The 19,973-nt window shown below is 64.2% G+C and carries 19 protein-coding genes and 1 pseudogene; 5 read left to right on the forward strand and 15 right to left on the reverse strand.

What is annotated here, in order from left to right; genetic code table 11:
- The first annotated feature begins 21 nt into the window (after positions 1 to 21).
- Positions 22 to 744 carry a glycerophosphodiester phosphodiesterase gene (locus Atro_RS06935; RefSeq protein ID WP_497927000.1) on the forward strand — a complete coding sequence of 241 codons (723 nt, stop codon included), beginning with the start codon at positions 22 to 24 and terminating at the stop codon, positions 742 to 744.
- A gap of 42 nt (positions 745 to 786) precedes the next feature.
- Here the strand turns inward: Atro_RS06935 and sthA are convergent, their stop codons facing one another.
- The 10 genes and pseudogenes from sthA to Atro_RS06985 form a co-directional block, all read right to left on the reverse strand.
- Positions 787 to 2,181, reverse strand: coding sequence for a Si-specific NAD(P)(+) transhydrogenase (sthA, locus tag Atro_RS06940; RefSeq protein WP_131341218.1), 1,395 nt, complete (start codon positions 2,179 to 2,181; stop codon positions 787 to 789).
- A gap of 130 nt (positions 2,182 to 2,311) precedes the next feature.
- Positions 2,312 to 2,545 carry a (Na+)-NQR maturation NqrM gene (gene nqrM, locus Atro_RS06945; protein WP_497927001.1) on the reverse strand — a complete coding sequence of 78 codons (234 nt, stop codon included), beginning with the start codon at positions 2,543 to 2,545 and terminating at the stop codon, positions 2,312 to 2,314.
- Positions 2,542 to 3,555 (reverse strand): FAD:protein FMN transferase, encoded by a 1,014-nt coding sequence (locus tag Atro_RS06950; RefSeq protein WP_497927629.1) that lies wholly within the window; start codon positions 3,553 to 3,555, stop codon positions 2,542 to 2,544. The genes nqrM and Atro_RS06950 overlap by 4 nt, the downstream gene beginning before the upstream one ends.
- A 13-nt stretch (positions 3,556 to 3,568) precedes the next feature.
- Positions 3,569 to 4,792: an NADH:ubiquinone reductase (Na(+)-transporting) subunit F gene (nqrF, locus tag Atro_RS06955; RefSeq protein WP_497927002.1), complete on the reverse strand. Its 1,224-nt coding sequence runs from the start codon at positions 4,790 to 4,792 to the stop codon at positions 3,569 to 3,571.
- A 15-nt stretch (positions 4,793 to 4,807) separates the two neighbouring features.
- Positions 4,808 to 5,416, reverse strand: coding sequence for an NADH:ubiquinone reductase (Na(+)-transporting) subunit E (gene nqrE, locus Atro_RS06960; RefSeq protein ID WP_497927003.1), 609 nt, complete (start codon positions 5,414 to 5,416; stop codon positions 4,808 to 4,810).
- Entirely contained in the window at positions 5,416 to 6,090 is a 675-nt protein-coding gene (locus tag Atro_RS06965) for an NADH:ubiquinone reductase (Na(+)-transporting) subunit D (protein WP_497927630.1), read from the reverse strand. The genes nqrE and Atro_RS06965 overlap by 1 nt, the downstream gene beginning before the upstream one ends.
- A complete protein-coding gene (locus tag Atro_RS06970) occupies positions 6,087 to 6,875 on the reverse strand; it encodes a Na(+)-translocating NADH-quinone reductase subunit C (protein ID WP_497927004.1) in 789 nt (262 codons plus the stop codon). The genes Atro_RS06965 and Atro_RS06970 overlap by 4 nt, the downstream gene beginning before the upstream one ends.
- Positions 6,868 to 8,078 (reverse strand): annotated as a pseudogene (locus Atro_RS06975) (NADH:ubiquinone reductase (Na(+)-transporting) subunit B). Before Atro_RS06975 ends, Atro_RS06970 begins: the two are co-directional and overlap by 8 nt.
- 3 nt (positions 8,079 to 8,081) lie before the next feature.
- Complete coding sequence (locus tag Atro_RS06980) at positions 8,082 to 9,419, reverse strand: Na(+)-translocating NADH-quinone reductase subunit A (RefSeq protein ID WP_497927005.1); 1,338 nt, start codon at positions 9,417 to 9,419, stop codon at positions 8,082 to 8,084.
- Positions 9,420 to 9,711: 292 nt separating this feature from the next.
- Positions 9,712 to 11,160: a glyceraldehyde-3-phosphate dehydrogenase gene (locus tag Atro_RS06985; protein WP_497927006.1), complete on the reverse strand. Its 1,449-nt coding sequence runs from the start codon at positions 11,158 to 11,160 to the stop codon at positions 9,712 to 9,714.
- 159 nt (positions 11,161 to 11,319) lie between these two features.
- Here Atro_RS06985 and mfd point away from each other — a divergent pair, with 159 nt between their 5' ends.
- A complete protein-coding gene (gene mfd / locus Atro_RS06990) occupies positions 11,320 to 14,766 on the forward strand; it encodes a transcription-repair coupling factor (protein ID WP_497927007.1) in 3,447 nt (1,148 codons plus the stop codon).
- A gap of 10 nt (positions 14,767 to 14,776) precedes the next feature.
- On the forward strand, positions 14,777 to 15,301 hold the full coding sequence (locus Atro_RS06995) for a CsiV family protein (protein WP_497927008.1): 525 nt from the start codon (positions 14,777 to 14,779) through the stop codon (positions 15,299 to 15,301).
- A 61-nt stretch (positions 15,302 to 15,362) separates the two neighbouring features.
- Here Atro_RS06995 and Atro_RS07000 read toward each other — a convergent pair whose 3' ends face one another.
- Genes Atro_RS07000 through Atro_RS07015 form a run of 4 tightly spaced genes read right to left on the reverse strand, consistent with a single transcriptional unit; the run spans position 15,363 to position 18,419 of the window.
- Complete coding sequence (locus Atro_RS07000; RefSeq protein ID WP_497927009.1) at positions 15,363 to 16,100, reverse strand: S-methyl-5'-thioinosine phosphorylase; 738 nt, start codon at positions 16,098 to 16,100, stop codon at positions 15,363 to 15,365.
- Between the two features lie 9 nt (positions 16,101 to 16,109).
- Positions 16,110 to 17,108, reverse strand: coding sequence for a beta-N-acetylhexosaminidase (nagZ, locus tag Atro_RS07005; RefSeq protein WP_497927010.1), 999 nt, complete (start codon positions 17,106 to 17,108; stop codon positions 16,110 to 16,112).
- Positions 17,109 to 17,117: 9 nt separating this feature from the next.
- A complete protein-coding gene (locus tag Atro_RS07010; RefSeq protein WP_497927011.1) occupies positions 17,118 to 17,642 on the reverse strand; it encodes a L,D-transpeptidase family protein in 525 nt (174 codons plus the stop codon).
- A gap of 45 nt (positions 17,643 to 17,687) precedes the next feature.
- Positions 17,688 to 18,419, reverse strand: a complete 732-nt coding sequence (locus tag Atro_RS07015) for a TetR/AcrR family transcriptional regulator (protein WP_497927012.1) — start codon at positions 18,417 to 18,419, stop codon at positions 17,688 to 17,690.
- Between the two features lie 155 nt (positions 18,420 to 18,574).
- Between Atro_RS07015 and lexA the strand changes: the two genes are divergently transcribed.
- Together lexA and sulA are read left to right on the forward strand one after the other, a co-directional pair.
- Positions 18,575 to 19,183 carry a transcriptional repressor LexA gene (gene lexA, locus Atro_RS07020; RefSeq protein ID WP_497927013.1) on the forward strand — a complete coding sequence of 203 codons (609 nt, stop codon included), beginning with the start codon at positions 18,575 to 18,577 and terminating at the stop codon, positions 19,181 to 19,183.
- 8 nt (positions 19,184 to 19,191) lie between these two features.
- The gene (gene sulA / locus Atro_RS07025; protein ID WP_497927014.1) at positions 19,192 to 19,665 is read left to right on the forward strand and encodes an SOS-induced cell division inhibitor SulA; all 474 of its coding nucleotides are present in this window, start codon (positions 19,192 to 19,194) and stop codon (positions 19,663 to 19,665) included.
- Positions 19,666 to 19,738: 73 nt separating this feature from the next.
- On the opposite strand, the gene Atro_RS07030 is transcribed toward sulA, so the two are convergent.
- Complete coding sequence (locus tag Atro_RS07030) at positions 19,739 to 19,972, reverse strand: hypothetical protein (protein ID WP_497927015.1); 234 nt, start codon at positions 19,970 to 19,972, stop codon at positions 19,739 to 19,741.
- Position 19,973: the final 1 nt, after the last annotated feature.

The following is a 19,973-nucleotide window of genomic DNA, read 5'->3' on the forward strand; positions in this document are numbered from 1 at the left end:
ACCGCTCCGGAAGGAACAATCGTGACCCTCATCTACGGCCATCGCGGCGCCAAGGGCGAAGTCCCGGAAAATACCCTGATCGGCTTCCAGCGCTGCCTCGAACAGGGCGTGCGTCGCTGCGAACTCGATCTGCATCTCTCTCGCGACGGCGAGCTGATGGTCATCCATGATCCGACCCTGAAGCGCACCACCGGCCGGCGGGGCAAGGTCAGCGAACAGGATGCCGCCGATCTGGCGAACATCGACGCCCGGCTGGGCGGCCCTGGCTGGGTACAGCCCTGCCCTATCCCGCGGCTGGCCGAGCTCTTCGAGAAATGCGCTTTCGAGCACTGGCAACTGGAAGTGAAGAGCGCCTCACGGGTACGTGCGGCACGCACCGTGACAGCCATCCAGGAGTTGGCGGAGCATTATGGCCTGCTCGAGCGGATCACCGTGACATCGAACTCACGGGAAGTTCTACGCGCCCTGCGCCGGCTGACACCTCGCCTGTCGCGCGGCCTGGTGGCCGAATACGCCTGGCTCGATCCGGTAAAGGCAGCTTGCAACTATGGCTGCGAGCTGCTCGCCCTGAACTGGACGCTGTGTACTCCGGAGCGTTTGAAAAAGGCGCGGCAGATGGGACTGCAGGTGTCGGTATGGACGGTTAACGAACCGGCGCTGATGCGCCGGCTCGCCGATTTCGGCGTGGACAGCCTGATCACAGACTTTCCCGGTTTGGCCATTGCCACCCTTGGGAAAGGCTGAAGTCGCCCCCTCCGACCGGCTCAGGCCACCGGTCGGAGCCTCTCAAAAAAGCCGGTTGAGGCCGTCGTACGCCGCCACCCGATAGGCTTCGGCCATGGTCGGGTAGTTGAAGGTGGTGTTGATGAAGTACTTGAGGGTATTCGCCTCGCCCTTCTGGTTCATGATCGCCTGGCCGATGTGGACGATCTCCGAGGCCTGATAGCCGAAGCAATGCACGCCGAGAATTTCCAGGGTCTCGCGGTGGAAGAGGATCTTCAGCATGCCGGCCTTTTCGACGGCGATCTGCGCCCGCGCCATGCCCTTGAAGAAGGCCTTGCCCACCTCGTAGGGAACCTTCGCCTGGGTCAGCTCCCGCTCGGTCTTGCCGACCGAACTGATCTCGGGGATGGTGTAGATTCCGGTCGGCACGTCGTCGACGAAGCGCCAGCTGTCGTTCTCGGTGATGCTGCCCGCGGCCGAGCGGCCCTGGTCATAGGCGGCACTGGCCAGACTCGGCCAGCCGATCACGTCGCCAGCCGCATAGATGTTGCCGATGTCGGTGCGGTAATGCTCGTCGACCTGGATCTGCCCGCGGCTGTTGGCCTTGAGGCCGATGTTCTCCAGACCCAGCTTGTCGGTGTTGCCGGTACGGCCGTTGCTCCACAGGAAGGCATCGGCCTTGATCTTCTTGCCGGACTTGAGATGCAGAATCACCCCGTTGTCCAGACCTTCGACGCGCTCGTACTCCTCGTTGTGGCGGATCAGTACGTTGTTGTTGCGCAGGTGGTAGCTGAGCGAGTCGGAGATCTCGTCATCGAGGAAGCTGAGCAGTTGGTCGCGGTTGTCGATGAGGTCGACCAGCACCCCCAGGCCGCTGAAGATGGAGGCGTATTCGCAGCCGATGACCCCTGCCCCGTAGATGATCAGCCGGCGCGGGGTATGGCCGAGACTGAGGATGGTGTCGCTGTCGTAGATGCGTGGATGGCTGAAGTCGACATCGGCCGGGCGGTAGGGGCGCGAGCCGGTGGCGATGACGAACTGCTTGGCCACCAGTTTTTCGACCATGCCGTTGAGATGGACGACCTCGATGGTGTGCTCGTCGCAGAAGCTCGCGGTCCCGAAGAAGGTGTCGATGCGGTTGCGCGCGTAGTAGCCGGTGCGCGAGGAAACCTGCTTGGCGATGACCTGCTCGGCGCTCTTCAGGACATCGGCGAAGGAAAACCAACGCGGTTCGCCGATCTGGCGGAACAGCGGGTTGTTGTTGTACTGCATGATCTGCCGCACCGAGTGGCGCAGCGCCTTGGAGGGAATGGTTCCGAGGTGGGTACAGTTGCCGCCGACCTGGGGACGATCGTCCACAACGGCTACCTTGCGGCCGGCCTTCACGGCATTCATCGCGGCCCCTTCGCCAGCGGGACCCGTGCCGATTACCACCACATCGTAGTTATATACAGCCATACTTACTCCTGAAAACGCAGCGGGGCGCCCCGGTGCGGTTAACGAATTCGCTCAGAACCCGACTGAATACTCCAACAACACTCCTGTCGCTATAGGCCTTTTGGGTATCGGCGCCTCGTCACGGCTTCGGCTAGTCCCTGTTGGCGTCATACCCCAGACTGGGCTTGGCCGCCTTGCCACCGCCGGCATTCGCTTCCTCGCACTTGTCCTGATCGCCGCCGCAGATGGGGCAATCATCCTTCTCGACCCCCAGATTGGCGATGCCGCCGCAGGAGCCGGCAATGGGCTTGCGGCCCATGATCACGCCGATGGACATGCCCAGTACCACCAGCAGCATGACGAGAAAAACCAGTACCCAGGTCATTGCTTTTCTCCTTCACCAAACAGCCGCTCGAAAGCCGTGGTGCTCTTGGCGATGAACCCTTCGTTCTCGCGGATCACCAGGAAGGCTGCAATCCCCTGCCGCTCCGCAAAGGCGGAACCAAGTTCATCGCCGAGTACCATCAGGATGGTGGACAGACCATCGGCTCTGAGCGCCGAGGGGTCTATGACCGTCACGGCAGCCAGCCGGTGAGCGACCGGAGTACCCAGCTTGGGATCCACCGTATGGGAATAGCGCTTGCCATTCTGCTCGAAGAAGTTTCGATAATCACCCGACGTGGAAACCGCATAGCCATCCAGGGAGATGATCTTCTGCGCGACCCGCTCGTTGTCGTGGGGAGCTTCGATAGCGATCCGCCAGGCCGTACCGTCGGGCTTGTGCCCCTTGGCCTTGAGCTCTCCAGTGATTTCCACCAGATAGCTGTCCACCCCCAGCCCCTCGAGACGGGCGGCGACCAGATCGACCGCGTGGCCGGCAGCGATGCTGTTGAAATCCACCTGCACCGGCGCATCCTTGCATAGCCGCTCGCCATCGATGCGCAGATGCTGGTGCCCTACGCGCTGACGCGCCGCGGCGATCTCTCCGGCGTCAGGTACCCGCTCGCCCTGGCCATGCGGGCCGAAGCCCCAGAGATCAAGCAGCGGACCGACCGTCAGGTCCAGAGCCCCCTCGCTTTCCACGGAAAGCCGCTCGCCGGCTGCCACCAGTTCGCGCACCTCGCTGGGCACCAGCGCACAACTGCCACTCGGCAGAGCATTGAAGCGCTCGATATCCGAATCGGAACGATAGGTGGAGACCTGCCGGTCGAGATCGGCCAGGATCCTCTCAGTCTCGCGCTGCAGATCCTCCTTGTCAGGCGCCCCCCGGCGATGCACGTACTTCACCGAATAGGTGCTGCCCATGGTCGGTCCGGAGAAGCTTTCCACCTGCTCGGAAAACATGCAGCCCGCTATCGTGGCCGCCAAGGCGACCACGATAGCGGGCTTCAACAGTGCTGCGACCACACTAACCACCGAAGTCGTCGAGCAGGATGTTCTCCCGTTCGACACCGAGATCGAGCAGCATCTTGATCACTGCAGCGTTCATCATCGGCGGGCCGCACATGTAGAACTCGCAATCCTCCGGCGCCGGATGGTCCTTCAGATAGTTCTCGTAAAGCACGTTGTGGATGAAGCCGGTCAGCCCGGTCCAGTTGTCTTCGGGCTGCGGATCGGACAGCGCCAGGTGCCACTGGAAGTTCGGGTTCTCCGCCTGCAGTTGGTCGTACTCCTCGACGTAGAAGGCCTCGCGCATGGAGCGGGCACCATACCAGAAACTCATCTTGCGCTTGGATTTCAGGCGCTTGAGCTGGTCGAAGATGTGCGAACGCATCGGCGCCATGCCGGCACCACCGCCGATGAACACCATCTCGGCATCCGTGTCCTTGGCGAAGAACTCGCCGAAGGGGCCGTACACAGTGACCTTGTCGCCCGGCTTGAGGTTGAATACCCAGGAAGACATCTTGCCCGGCGGGATATCGTCGCGGTTCGGCGGCGGCGAGGCGATGCGGATGTTGAACTTGACGATGCCCTTCTCTTCCGGGTAGTTCGCCATGGAATAGGCACGAATGGTCGTTTCGTCCACCTTGGATACGAAGCGCCACATGTTGAACTTGTCCCAGTCGCCGCGGTACTCCTCCTGGATATCGAAATCCTTGTAGTTGACCACGTGCGGCGGGCACTCCAGCTGAACGTAACCCCCCGCACGGAAGTCCACACTCTCACCTTCGGGCAAACGCAGGGTCAGCTCCTTGATGAAGGTGGCAACGTTGGGGTTGGACTCCACGGTGCATTCCCATTTCTTCACGCCGAAGACTTCTTCCGGCACTTCGATATGCATGTCCTGCTTGACCGGGGTCTGACAGGACAGGCGCCAGCCTTCCTTGGCCTGCCGGCGGGTGAAGTGCGACTCCTCGGTGGGCAGCATCTCGCCGCCGCCGGACTCGACGATGCACTTGCACTGCGCACAGGTGCCGCCGCCGCCGCAAGCAGAGGACAGGAAAATGTTGTTGGCCGCCAGGGTCTGCAGCAGTTTGCCGCCGGCCGGTACGGTAATGGTGCGCTCGCCGTTGATCTCGATGCTCACGTCGCCGCTGGACACCAGCCGGGCGCGGGCGGCGAGAATGATCACCACCAGCGCCAGCACGATGGCAGTGAACATGCCGATGGCGAGGAATATTTCGTAACTCATCTGCTCATCCCATCCTTACAGCTGAATGCCGGAGAAAGACATGAAGCCCAGGGACATCAGGCCAATGGTGATGAAGGTGATCCCCAATCCCTGCAGCCCTTCGGGCACATCGCTGTACTTCAGCTTCTCGCGGATGCCGGCGAGCAGGGCGATGGCCAGTGCCCAAGAGAAACCCGAGCCGACCCCGTAAACCACACTTTCCGGGAAGTTGTAGTCGCGCTCGACCATGAACAGCGAGCCAGCCATGATGGCGCAGTTCACCGTGATCAGCGGCAGGTAGATGCCCAACGCGTTGTAGAGCGAGGGTACGTACTTGTCCAGGAGCATTTCGAGGATCTGCACGATGGCGGCGATCACCCCGATGTAGCTCAGGAAGCCGAGGAAGCTGAGATCGATATCGGGCAGGCCGGCCCAGGCCAGCGCGCCCTCCTTGAGCAGATAGGCGTAGAGCAGGTTGTTGGCCGGCACCGTGATGGCCTGAACCACCACGACCGCGATGCCGAGGCCGATGGCCGTCTCCACTTTCTTGGAGATGGCGATGAAGGTGCACATGCCGAGAAAGAACGCCAGAGCCATGTTCTCGATGAACACGGACTTCACGAACAGACTGAGATAGTGCTCCATTAGTAAGCCTCCTTGTTCGAGACCTGCGGGGCCAGGCGGTAGGTCGGTTGCTCGACCTGATCCTTCCTCCAGCTACGCAGCCCCCAGACGATCAGACCGATGAGGAAGAACGCCGAGGGCGGCAGCAGCAGCAGGCCGTTGGGCTGATACCAGCCACCGTCGTTGACGACCGGAATGATGGTGAAGCCGAACAGCTTGCCGGCACCGAACAGCTCGCGGAAGGTGCCCAGCACGATCAGCATGGCGCTGTAGCCCAGGCCATTACCGATACCGTCATAGAAAGACAGGGCCGGCGGGTTCTGCATGGCGAAAGCTTCGGCACGCCCCATCACGATACAGTTGGTGATGATCAGGCCGACGAACACCGAGAGCTGCTTGGACAGGCCATAGGCGAAAGCCTTGAGCAGCTGGTCGACCACGATCACCAGCGAGGCGATGATCACCATCTGCACGATCATGCGGATCGAGCTGGGGATCTGGTTGCGGATCATCGAGATGAACATGCTCGAAAAAGCCGTTACCAGAGTCAGCCCGATGGCCATCACCAGCGCGGTTTTCAGGTTCGAGGTGACTGCCAGGGCCGAGCAGATGCCAAGGATCTGCAGGCCGATGGGATTGTTGTTGAAGACCGGATTTAACAGGACTTCCTTGATGGTCGGTTGCGCCATGCTCAGGCCCCCCCATTGCGCAGGTTAGCGATAAACGGACCGAAGCCCTTCTGGCCGAGCCAGAAGCGCAGCAGGTTCTCGACGCCGTTGCTGGTCAGGGTCGCACCAGCCAGGCCATCGACCTGATGGGTGGCTTTCGGGCTTTGCGAATCGACGTTGCCCTTAACGATATCCACGGCCAGCTTGCCGTCCTCGTCGAACAGGGTCTTGCCCGGCCACAGGGCCTTCCATTTCGGATTGTCCACTTCGCCGCCCAGACCGGGGGTCTCGGCATGTTGATAGAAGCCCATGCCCGCTACGGTGTTCAGGTCGCCCTTGAGCGCCATGAAGCCATACAGGGTCGACCACAGGCCGTAGCCGCGCACCGGCAGGATCAGGGTGTCGAGCTGGCCGTCCTTCTCCACCAGATAAACGGTGGTGAAGCGTTCGCGCCTTTTGATCGAGGCGATGTCCTGGTCGCCCGGCAGGGCGTCGGACAGCTTGGCATCTTTGGCCGCCTTGAGCGGATCGAAGACGTTCGCATCGTAGGCGTCACTGAAGGTGCCGGACTCCAGGTCCACCACCTTGGCAACGATGCGCTCCTTGTACAGCGCCTTGACCTGCCTGCCGGAGAGGTCCACATCGCCCAGTCCGGCGATCGCCAGGATGCTGCGCTGCTTGTCCAGCTCCTTGTTCTCGGCCTGGGCCGGTTTCAGCGCCACGGCGGCGCCGGCAACGAACACCGAGCACACCAGGCAGACCACCAGGGCCACCGCCAGCGTACGGACGGTGGATTCTTGCTGATTAGACATTGCGTGCCAGCCTCCGCTTGATGTTGGCCTGAGCGACAAAGTGATCGATCAAGGGTGCACACAGGTTGCCGAACAGGATCGCCAGCATCATGCCTTCGGGAAAGGCCGGGTTGACTACACGGATCAATACGACCATGACCCCGATGAGGATGCCGAACGTCCACTTGCCGGTATTGGTCATGGACGCCGAAACCGGATCGGTAGCCATGAACATCATGCCGAAGGCGAAGCCGCCGACGACCAGATGCCAGTACCAGGGCATGGCGAACATGGGGTTGGTATCGGAGCCGATCAGATTGAACAAGGTGCTCAGGGCGACCATGCCGACCATCACGCCGGCGACGACGCGCCAGGCGGCGATCTTGGTCAGCAGCAGCACCGCACCGCCAATCAGGATGGCCAGGGTGCTGGTTTCGCCGATGGAGCCCTGCTCGACCCCCAGGAAGGCATCCATCCAGTTGGCGCCAGCGGCAATCACGCTCTCGATACCCCGGTAGCCGCCAGGCTCAGCGCAGTAGCGCCGGCATAGCCGTCGACCGCGGTCCATACGGCATCGCCGGACATCTGGGCCGGATAGGCGAAGAACAGGAAGGCCCGGCCGACCAGCGCCGGATTGAGGAAGTTCTTGCCGGTACCGCCGAACACTTCCTTGCCGATCACCACGCCGAAGCTGATGCCCATCGCCACCTGCCACAGAGGAATGCTCGGCGGCAGGGTCAGCGCGAACAGCACGGAGGTGACGAAGAAGCCCTCGTTGACCTCATGGTTGCGCACCGAGGCGAACAGCACTTCCCAGAAGCCACCGACGATGAAAGTCACCGCATAGATGGGCAGGAAGTAGGCTGCTCCCTGAACGAAGCAGTCCCACAGACTGTGCGGATCGAACCCGGCCAGGGCGCCGGTCAGGGCGAAACGCCAGCCATCCTGGGCCGCCAGCAGCTCGGGGCTCTTGGCGAAAATCAGGTTGGCCTGGTAGCCGGTGTTCCACATGCCGAAGAACATCGCCGGGAAAGTGCAGAGCCAGACCAGGATCATCATCCGCTTGAGGTCGATGCCATCGCGCACATGAGCGGTGGTCTTGGTCACGCTGGCCGGACGGTAGAGGAAGGTATCGACGGCCTCGTAGAGGGCGTACCACTTCTCGAAGCGGCCACCCTTTTCGAAATTATGCTCGATCTTGTCGAGAAACGCGCGGATTCCCATCGATCAACCCTCTTTCTCGATGCGGGTGAGGTTGTCCCGGAGAATCGGGCCGTACTCGTACTTGCCGGCACAGACATAGCTGCACAGGGCCAGATCTTCTTCGTCCAGCTCCAGTGCACCGAGCTTCTGCGCCATCTCGGTATCGCCGACGATCAGGCTGCGCAGCAGCTGCGTCGGCAGGATGTCCAGCGGCATTACTTCTTCGTAGTTGCCGACCGGCACCATGGCGCGCGGGCTGCCGTTGGTGGTGGTGGAAAAAGCGAAGCGCTTGTCTTCCGCCAGCTTGGAGACGAATACGTTGAGCAGCGAGTGCTTCTCCGTACCGGCACGCAGGTAATGCAGCATTTCCCGCTCCTCGCCCTCCCGCAGGCAGGACACCTGCAGGTGGTAGCGGCCGAGATAGGCAAAGGCGCCATGAGCGGTACGACCGCCGAGCAGCGAGCCGGACACCACGCGGTTATAGCCGGGCTGCAGCTCGCCAGCGGTCAGCTCGTCGAGATTGGCGCCCAGGCGGGTACGCAGCAGACGTGGATGCTCGACCACCGGGCCGCCCAGAGCGACGACACGCTCGACCGACAGCCGGCCACTGGTGAACAGCTTGCCGATGGCGATCACGTCCTGGTAGTTGACGGTCCAGACACTCTTGCTGGCGCTGACCGGATCGAGAAAATGGATGTGGGTACCGGCCAGGCCTGCCGGATGCGGACCGGTGAAGACCTCGGCCTGCACCTTGGCCAGCTGCTCGCCGGGCAGGGCGATGCGATCGGCCTTGCACAGGTAGATCTTGGCCAGATTGCCGAGCACCTTGAGGCCATTCTCGAAGTCCGCCGCCTGCTCGGTGATGACCACCAGCGGATTCGCCGCCAGCGGATGGGTATCGAGCGCCGTGACAAAGATCGAGCTGGGTTTCGCATCGATGGCCGGCACACGACTGAACGGCCGGGTACGCAATGCGGTCCAAAGACCGGAACGCAGCAGATTCTCGCGAACCAACTCGTCGCTCAGGCTTTCCAGCTGCTCCGGCGCATACTGGGCGAAGGTTTCTTCTTCGTCGCCTTCCAGGTCGATGACTACCGACTGGAGGACACGCTGCGCCCCCCGATGGATGGCGCTGACGACCCCGGCGCCCGGTGCGGTGTACTGAACACCCGGCGTTCTCTTGTCGCCGAACAAGACCTGACCGAGCTTGACCCGGTCGCCGACCTGGACATTCATGGTCGGCTTCATACCGTGATAGTCGAAGCCTATTACGGCCACGCTGCGAACCGCCCTCGCTGCGTCTATGCGCTGCGTCGGCTCGCCGGTTATGGGCAAATCGAGCCCTCGTTTGATTCTGATCATAGGTTCCAGACCTGACCCATTGATTCCAAAAAGCTTTAGGAACTCGAACGAACGCGAAACGAGGGGCAGTCAACGGCGAACCGAGACTTTCCCCTGCGCTTCGCGGCCTGCGAATCCATGGAAAAAATCCGGTCAATTATAAATATGCTACTTGGCAATGACTATCCAAGGGCTTGTTTTTTTACATTTTATTGAAACAGGGGCGCCCCCTGCAAGCGCGGAGCCCTCGAAATAGAACGCAGAAAACAAAAAACGGGAGCCTTAGGCTCCCGTTTTTACGGCCCAGCGATGATCAGCGAGGAAAGGCCGGCGGATTGACTCCAGCCATTTCCTCAAGCACGCGCACCACCTGGCAGCTGTAACCGAACTCGTTGTCGTACCAGACATAGAGCACGACCCGGTTGTCGGTGCAGATGGTGGCTTCGGCATCCACCACGCCGGCATGACGGGAGCCGACGAAGTCGGTCGACACCACCTCGGACGAGTTGACGAAGTCGATCTGCTTGTGCAGCTCGGAGAACATCGCTACCTGGCGCAGGTATTCGTTGATCTCATCGCGACTGGTGGGCTTTTCCAGGTTCAGGTTGAGGATCGCCATGGAGACGTTCGGCGTCGGCACGCGGATCGCATTGCCGGTCAGCTTACCCTTCAACTCCGGCAGGGCCTTGGCTGCCGCGGTGGCCGCACCGGTTTCGGTGATCACCATGTTCAGCGGAGCACTGCGACCACGGCGACTGCCTTTGTGGAAGTTGTCGATCAGGTTCTGGTCGTTGGTATAGGAATGCACGGTTTCCACATGACCGTTGACGATGCCGAACTTGTCGTTCACCGCCTTCAGCACCGGCACGATGGCGTTGGTGGTGCAGGAAGCGGCGGAGACGATTTTGTCCTCGTCGGTGATGTCACGATGATTGATGCCATGCACGACGTTCTTCAGCGCCCCCTTGCCCGGAGCGGTCAGAACCACGCGGGCAGCACCCGGGCACTTCAGGTGCTGACCGAGACCCTCGGCGTCGCGCCACTTGCCGGTGTTGTCCACCACGATGGCATCCTGGATCCCGTACTTGGTGTAGTCGACGGAGGTCGGATCGTTGGAGTAAATCACCTGGATCAGGTTGCCGTTGGCGAGGATGGTGTTGTTCTCCTCGTCGACGGTGATGGTGCCCTCGAACGGACCATGCACCGAGTCGCGGCGCAACAGGCTGGCACGCTTGGCCAGATCGTTGTCGGCCCCCTTGCGCACGACAATGGCGCGCAGACGCAGGCCGTCGCCGCCGCCAGTTTTCTGGATCAGGATGCGCGCCAGCAGGCGGCCGATACGGCCAAAGCCATACAGGACCACATCGACGCCCTTGTGCGGCGCGGTGCTCTGCTTGCCTGCGACTTCGGCCAGCTCGTCACGAACGAACTGCTCGACGGAGCGGCCGGCACCTGCCTCCTTGTACTTGCCGGCCATCTTGCCCAGATCGACCGAAGCGGCGCCGAGCTTCAGCTCGCTCATGGCCTTGAGGATCGGGAAGGTGTCGTGCACCGAGAGCTCGGCCTCGTCGGTCTGGCGATGACGGGCGAAACGGTGAGCCTTGAGGATCGCGATGACGGAACGGTTGATCAGGCTGCGGCCGAAGATCGAGGTCACCACATTGTTGTTGCGGTAGAGCTGACCAATCAGCGGGATCATCGCCTCAGCGAGCGCTTCACGGTCAATCCATTCACCAAGACACTGGTCGGGCTTCTGATTCACGGGCGACACCTTCTTACATGTAGGGGCTGATAAAAATGACTACATTATGACCAGCCCAGCAGGGGCCGGCAATCTACAACGGACGAAACACTGACAGCAAAGCACGCGGATAGTTACAATCGACCGGATATCAATTCTCCATCGGAGCCACGCCTCCCCGTGTCTGTACTGCGTCTTCCGAGCCTGCCGGCCGCCTCCGGCAAACAACACTGGGGCAGCCTGCCAGGTACGGCGCTCTCCCTGGCGATCGCCGAGGCCGCCAGCGCCGCCAAGCGCTTCACCCTGCTCCTCACCGCCGACAGTCTGAGCGCCGAACGCCTGGAACAGGAACTGCGCTTCTTCGCCCCCGCGCTTCCCGTGCTGCAGTTCCCGGACTGGGAAACCCTGCCCTACGATCTCTTCTCGCCTCACCAAGACATCGTCTCGCAGCGTATCGCCAGCCTTTATCGTCTGCCGGAGCTGAGCCACGGCGTGTTGGTGGTGCCGATCACCACCGCCCTGCACCGCCTGGCGCCGAAGCCCTTCCTGCTGGGCAGCAGCCTGGTGCTGGACGTAGGCCAGAGGCTCGACGTGGAGCAGATGCGTCAGCGCCTGGAGGCCGCCGGCTACCGCTGCGTGGAAACCGTCTACGAGCACGGCGAATTCGCCGTGCGCGGCGCACTGATCGATCTCTTCCCCATGGGCAGCGAGCGGCCCTACCGCATCGATCTGTTCGACGACGAGATCGAAACCCTGCGCACCTTCGACCCGGAAACCCAGCGCTCGATCGACAAGGTCGACTCGATCCGCCTGCTGCCGGCCCGCGAATTCCCGCTGCGCAAGGAGGCGGTCGCCACCTTCCGCACCCGGTTCCGCGAGCGCTTCGACGTCGACTTTCGCCGCTGCCCGATCTATCAGGATCTCACCAGCGGCATCACGCCGGCCGGCATCGAGTACTACCTGCCGCTGTTCTTCGAGGAGACCGCCACCCTCCTCGACTACCTGCCGCCCACCACCCAGGTGTTCTCCCTGCCCGGTATCGAACAGGCCGCCGAGAGCTTCTGGAGCGACGTGCGCAACCGCTACGAGGAGCGCCGCCTCGATCCGGAGCGCCCGCTGCTGCCGCCTGCCGAGCTGTTCCTGCCGGTGGAGGACTGCTTCGCCCGGCTGAAGAATTGGCCGCGGGTGATCGTCTCGGCGGAGGACCTCGAGCCCGGTATCGGCCGCGAGCGCCTGCCCGCCCGCCATCTGCCGCCATTGGCCCTCGATGCCAAGGCCAGCCAGCCGCTGGCGGCCCTGGCCGATTTTCTCGGCGAGTTTCCCGGCCGCGTGCTGTTCGCCGCCGAATCGGCCGGGCGCCGCGAGGTCCTGCTGGAGCTGCTCGCGCGCCTGAACCTGCGCCCGCAGAGCGTCGACGGCTGGCCGGGCTTTCTCGCCGCCACGGAGCGCCTGGCCATCGCCATCGCCCCGCTGGACGAGGGCCTGCTGCTCGAGGAGCCAGCCTTGGCGCTGGTTCCCGAAAGCCAGCTGTTCGGCCAGCGGGTGATGCAGCGCCGCCGGCGGGAAAAAACCCGTGACGGCGGCGACAACGTCATCAAGCACCTCACCGAGCTGCGCGAAGGCGCACCGGTGGTGCACATCGACCATGGCGTCGGCCGCTATTGCGGCTTGGTCACCCTGGAAGTCGAAGGCCAGGCCGCCGAATTCCTCATGCTGGAATACGCCGAGGAGGCCAAGCTCTATGTGCCGGTGGCCAACCTGCACCTGATCGCCCGCTACACCGGCAGCGACGATGCTCTCGCCCCGCTGCACCGCCTCGGCTCGGAACAGTGGCAGAAAGCCAAACGCAAGGCCGCCGAGCAGGTCCGCGACGTCGCCGCCGAACTGCTCGACATCTATGCCCGACGCGCCGCCCGTGCAGGCTTCGCCTTCAGGGACCCGGCCGCCGACTACGAAACCTTCAGTGCCAGTTTCCCCTTCGAGGAGACCCCGGACCAGCATGCCGCCATCGATGCGGTGCGCGCCGATATGCTGGCGCCCAAGCCGATGGACCGCCTGATCTGCGGCGATGTCGGCTTCGGCAAGACCGAAGTGGCCATGCGCGCCGCCTTCATCGCCGTGCACAGCGGCAGGCAGGTGGTGGTACTGGTGCCGACCACCCTGCTCGCCCAGCAGCACTACAACAGCTTCCGCGACCGCTTCGCCGACTGGCCGGTGAAGGTCGAGGTGATGAGCCGCTTCAAGTCGGCCAAGGATGTCGAGAGCGCCATCGCCGCGCTGGCCGAGGGCAAGATCGACATCGTCATCGGTACCCACAAACTCCTGCAGGACGACGTCAAGTTCAAGAATCTGGGCCTGGTCATCATCGACGAGGAACACCGCTTCGGCGTGCGCCAGAAGGAGCAGCTCAAGGCCCTGCGCAGCGAGGTGGACATCCTCACCCTGACCGCCACGCCGATCCCGCGCACCCTGAACATGGCCGTCGCCGGCATGCGCGACCTGTCGATCATCGCCACCCCGCCGGCGCGCCGGCTGTCGGTGCGCACCTTCGTCATGGAGCAGCAGAACACCCTGATCCGCGAGGCCCTGCTGCGCGAATTGCTGCGCGGCGGCCAGGTCTACTACCTGCACAACGAGGTGAAGACCATCGACAAGTGCGCCCGCGAACTGGCCGAACTGGTGCCGGAGGCACGCATCGCCATCGGCCACGGACAGATGCGCGAGCGCGAGCTCGAACAGGTGATGAGCGACTTCTACCACAAGCGCTTCAACGTGCTGGTGGCCTCGACCATCATCGAAACCGGCATCGACGTGCCCAGCGCCAACACCATCGTCATCGAGCGCGCCGACAAGTTCGGCCTGGCCCAGCTGCATCAGCTGCGCGGGCGGGTCGGACGCAGCCATCACCAGGCCTATGCCTACCTGCTCACCCCGCCGCGCAAGCAGATGACCGAGGACGCGCAGAAGCGCCTGGAAGCCATCGCCGGCGCCCAGGATCTCGGCGCCGGCTTCGTCCTGGCCACTCACGATCTGGAGATCCGCGGCGCCGGCGAGCTGCTCGGCGAAGGCCAGAGCGGGCAGATCCAGGCGGTCGGCTTCACCCTCTACATGGAAATGCTCGAGCGCGCGGTCAAAGCCATCCGCAAGGGCGAGCAGCCGAACCTCGAGCAGCCGCTGGGCGGCGGCCCGGACATCAACCTGCGGGTCCCGGCGCTGATCCCCGAGGACTACCTGCCGGACGTGCACGCCCGCCTGATCCTCTACAAGCGCATCGCCTCGGCGGCCGACGAGGACGAGCTCAAGGAACTGCAGGTGGAGATGATCGACCGCTTCGGCCTGCTGCCGGAGCCGACCAAGCACCTGATGCGCCTGACCCAGCTCAAGCTGCAGGCGGAAAGGCTCGGCATCGCCAAGATCGACGCCGGCCCGCAGGGCGGGCGTGTCGAGTTCGCGGCCCATACCTGCGTCGATCCGCTGGTGCTGATCAAGCTGATCCAGAGCCAGCCGAACCGTTACAAATTCGAAGGCGCCACCCTGCTCAAGTTCCAGATCCCCATGGAGCGCCCGGAAGAACGCTTCAACATCCTCGAGGCGCTGCTCGAGCGCCTGACTCCGCCATCCGCTTAAGGACAGATCCATGCGTGCGTTACGCCTGCTTCCTCTGCTGTTCGCTCTGCTCGCTCCCGCTGCGTTCGCCGAGGGGCTCTATCAGATCGAGCTGATCCTGTTCCGCCAACCCGGCGACCCGCTGCCCGCCGGCCAGCCGCCGGCTGAAGACTGGGCCGTCGGCGCGCAGACCCTCAACAATTCGAACCGTCGGACGCCGGCCCTGGAAGAGCAGGTGGCCAAGCTGTCCGCAGCCGAGGGGTACAAGGTGCTGCTGCACCAGGCCTGGCAGCAGCAACTGGGCGGCGCACCGAGCCGGATGGCGCTGAGCAGCGGCAAGGAGCGTCACAGCCACTACCCCATCGAGGGCACGCTGAGCCTGACCCAGGGCCGCTACCTGGATGTCGCGGCGGAGTTCTGGCTCAACCGTTTCGACAACACCGGCTTCCTCGCCGGCAGCGAGCGCCTGAAACAGACGGGCCGCCTGTCCGCCGGACAGCTCACCTTCCTCGATCACGGCAACCTGGGGCTGCTGATCCTGGTCACGCCACTCTGACGCATGGCACAAACGAAAAGGACCGCCTACAGCGGTCCTTTTCGTTTTCAGGCTCTGCGACTCAGGCCGCCAGCACGCGCCCCAGCACCGCCTTGGCCTTGCCCATGCCCTCGCCGATGGCGCGCTCGATATCGGCCATGGTGATCAGCGCCGTGCTCTTGCCCGCCGCCGGGTTCACCACCAGCGCCAGACAGGCGTAAGGCAAGCCCAGCTCACGGGCCAGCACCGCCTCGGGCATGCCGGTCATGCCGACGATGTCGCAACCGTCCCGCTCCAGGCGGACGATTTCCGCAGCGGTCTCCAGGCGCGGCCCCTGGGTGCAGCCGTAGACCCCATGCCCGCTGAAGGCGCAGCCCTCGACGGCCAGCGCCGCGATCAGCCGCTGGCGCAGCGTCTCGTCGTAGGGATGGCTGAAGTCCACATGGGTGACGGCGTCGAGATCCTCTTCGAAGTAGGTGTGCACCCGACCGAAGGTGTAGTCGACGATCTGGTGCGGCACGCAGAAATGCCCGGTGCCCATCGCCGCATGGATGCCACCGACGGCATTCACCGCCAGAATCGCCGTGGCACCCACTTGGCGCAGCGCCCAGAGGTTGGCCCGGTAGTTGACCCGGTGCGGCGGGATGCGGTGCGGATGGCCGTGGCGCGCCAGGAACAGCACCTCGCGGCCGGCGTACTCGCCGCGCAGGATATCCGCCGAGGGCGGGCCATAGGGCGTTTCCAGCGACAGGGACTGACGAATGCTCAGTCCATCCAATTGGGTCAGACCGGTGCCGCCGATGATCGCATGGACCGTCATTTCATCTCCTCAATCGATCAGCCGGGCCTTGCGCAGACACTCGAGCGCGCGCAGCCAGCGTGGGTTCTGCTTGTAGTCGATCCCCGGGAAGGCCCGCCGGCGCATCCGCGCCAGGCGCGGCGCCGGCCGCACGCCGAGGCGCTGCAGAGCGGACAGGGCCAGCTCGGCCGCCGCCCGGTCGTTGCATACCAGCCCCATGTCGCAGCCGGCGGCGAGCGCCGCCTCGATCCGCGCCGCCGCATCGCCGGCCACATGGGCGCCGGCCATCGACAGATCGTCGCTGAACACCACGCCGTCGAAGCCCAGTTCGCCGCGCAGGATGTCCTGCAGCCAACGGTGGGAAAAGCCGGCCGGCTGCGCATCCACCTGCGGATAGATGACATGTGCCGGCATCAGCGCATCGAGCTGCCCGCGGAGCTGCTGGAAGGGCAACAGGTCCTGGCCACGAATCGCCTCGAGGCTGCGCTCGTCGGTGGGGATGGCCACATGGGAGTCGGCCTCCGCCCAGCCATGCCCCGGGAAATGCTTGCCGGTGGCCGCCATGCCGGCGGCGTGCATGCCGCGGACGAAGGCCCCGGCCAGGCGGACGACCGCCTGCGGATCGCCGGCGAAGCCGCGCGAACCGATCACCGCGCTGCGCCCATGGTCGAGGTCCAGTACCGGCGCGAAACTGAAGTCCAGTCCCGCCGCCAGCACCTCGGTCGCCATCAGCCAGCCGCACGCCTCGGCCAGCCGCTCGTCCTCGTCGCGGCCGGCCAGCGCGCCCATCGCCGGCAGGCGGACGAAGCCCTGGCGCAGGCGCTGCACGCGGCCGCCCTCCTGGTCCACGGCGAGCAACAGGTCGGGACGCACGGCGCGGATCGCCGCGCAGAGTTCGCGCACCTGGGCAGGGTGCTCGATATTACGGGCGAACAGGATCAGGCCGCCCACTTCGGGCTGGCGCAGCAAGCGGCGATCCTCGGCGGTCAGCCAGGTGCCGGCGATGTCCAGCATCAGAGAGCCTTGCATGGAAAATCCTTAAGTGAGATCGGCCGCCGCCCAAGCGGGGCACGGCGCTTCTTCGATCCGCACGCGGCAGCGCAGGGGCACGCGCGGGTAGAGCTCCAGCAGGTCGGCGTTGCGCAGACGCACGCAGCCATGGGAGCGCGGCACCCCCATGGGCTCGCTGTCCGGCGTGCCATGGAGATAGATGTAGCGGCGGAAGGTGTCGACCGCTCCCAGCCGGTTGCGCCCGACCTCGCAGCCGCTCAGCCAGAGAATCCGGGTGAGAATCCAGTCGCGGCCGGGAAAGGCCGCGTGCAGCTCGGGCGTCCAGACCTCGCCGGTCCAGCGCCGCCCGCGCAGCACCGCCCCCAGCGGCAGCCCCTCGCCGACCTTGGCACGCACCTGATGCAAGCCGCGCGGCGTACAGCCGGAACCGGACTGCTCGCCGGGACCGTTCAGGGCGGTGGACACCGCCAGGCGCAGGAGCAGGCGGCCGTCGGCAAAGCCGTACAGCGCCTGATCGGCAAGGGAGATATGGAGCAAGTCGAGAGATCGCATGGGCCGCTAGCTTAGCCGATCGACACGGTGCCGCCCACCGCCTCGCTACTCGTCCGCATCGGTCGGGGCGGGGCGAGCCGCGTGCCTCGAAGGCAAGGCCGCCTTACTGCGCGGCCTGGGCTGGGCACTGGCCAGTTGCGGATCACGAATGGCGCTCTCCGCACGCAGGCCGGCGGCGAGAAAGGGCACCAGCAGGCGCAACGCCTGCTCGTTGGTGGTCTGCACCGCGAAGCGCTCCTCGGCGGAAATCCGCAGCGTATCGACACCGGCCAGGCTGAAAGTGGCCGCGCCGAGCATGAAATGGGTACGCCAGAACAGTTCCAGCGGCGGAACCTGCGGCACCGCTTCCTGCAGCAACAGCAGATAACGCCGGAAGAGCTTGCCGTAGGTATCCTCAAGATAGCGCCGCAGGTGTTCCTGCCCCTGGCTCAGGGACAGACCGAGCAGACGCATGAAGATGATCAGGTCGCCGTGCGGACGCACCGATTGCGCCTGCGCGATGGTGATGCCCAACAGCTCCTCAAGGCTCATGCCCGGCTCCGGATCGGCCTGACGGCGATCCAGCTCGCGCTCCAGACTGGCGCAGAAAGGGCCGAGGACCCGGGAAAAGACCGCCTCGATGAGCGCGCTCTTCGAGCCGAAGTGATAGTTCACCGCCGCCAGGTTGACATCGGCCTTGCTGGTGATCAACCGCAGCGAGGTTTCCGCGAACCCCCGCTCCGCAAACAGATGCTCCGCGGCATCCAGGATGCGCTCGACAGTTTCCGAGTGGGGCATGCTTCCTCCGGCGGTCGACAATCCTGTCGTTTTTAGCCGTCATTGTATTGCAATTCAAACGCCGGGCTGAGGAGGTATCGCCGCGTCGAGAGGTTGCCACCCGGGTCGCACTGTATATAATCCCAGGACCTGGATAAAAAGACAGAGCAACCTCCATGTCCAAACTGACGCCTCGCCAAGTCGAAATCCTCGCCTTCATCAAGCGTTGTCTGGAGGAGAACGGCTATCCACCGACCCGGGCGGAGATCGCCCGCGAACTCGGCTTCAAGTCGCCCAATGCGGCAGAAGAGCACCTCAAGGCGATGGCGCGCAAGGGAGCGATCGAAATGACCCCGGGCGCCTCCCGCGGCATCCGCATCCCCGGCGGCGAGGCGGACAGCGAACCGACCAGCCTGCCCGTCGTCGGCCGGGTCGCGGCCGGCGCACCGATCCTCGCCCAGCAGCACATCGAGGACACTTGCCAGATCAATCCCGGGTTTTTCCATCCCCGTGCCGACTACCTGCTGCGGGTACGCGGCATGAGCATGAAGGACATCGGCATCTACGACGGCGACCTGCTGGCTGTGCATACCTGCCGCGAGGTGCGCAACGGACAGATCGTGGTAGCGCGCCTCAACGACGAGGTGACGGTGAAGCGCTTCAAGCGCGAGGGCGACAAGGTCTGGCTGATCGCCGAAAACCCCGAATTCGCTCCGATCGAGATCGATCTGAACAAGCAGGACCTGACCATCGAAGGATTGAGTGTCGGCGTGATACGCCGCTAGGAGGAACCATGCAACTCCGGCAGCCCCTGCAAGCTCCGCAACCGATGCCGTTCGACACGGCGCCGGCCCGGCCAGCCTTCCGCGGCATGAAGGACATGCCCGGATCGCCCCCGGTCCGGGAAGCGGAGCCCTTCAGCGAAGTCAGCTTGCGCGGCGGCGCCGACCAGTGCCTGTTTTTGCTCGCGCCGATGCTGCGCGAGCTGAGTCAGGGAAACAACGGACGCTGGCTGACCCTGGTCGCGCCCCCCGCCAACCTGAGCCACGGCTGGCTGCGCGAGGCCGGCCTGAACCGCGAGCGGATTCTCCTGCTGCAACCCTCCCGGGAACAGGAGGCCAGCGAGCTGGCCTGCGAGGCCCTGCGCCTGGGGCGCAGCCACACGGTGGTCAGCTGGCTGAACGCGGTGAACCGCTCGACCCGGCACCGGCTGCTCCAGGCGGCCCGGACCGGCCAGGCGCAAAGCCTGAACATCCGCCTGGGCTGAACCCCCGCGACAAAGCGGCAAGCGCGGCATGCGGTCAGGCGAGATCGCCCGCTTCCCACGGGTGCATCCGGACTCAGTGCAGCACTCGTGGCAGCTCGTCGCTTTCGAAGTCACCCTCGGCCAGACGCCCGGCCATCTGCACGCCGACGTTCAGCATGGCCTTGGCCACCTCGATGTGATGGCCCTGCAGGAAGTGCTTTGCGCTTTCGGAAAAGTCGAGGATGACCAGCTCTTCTTCGTCATCGGCACGACGCAAGGCGATACGCCCGTCGGGCAGTTCGACAATTTCGAGAAAGGACGTAGGCATG

Source organism: Azotobacter tropicalis (assembly GCF_059739045.1).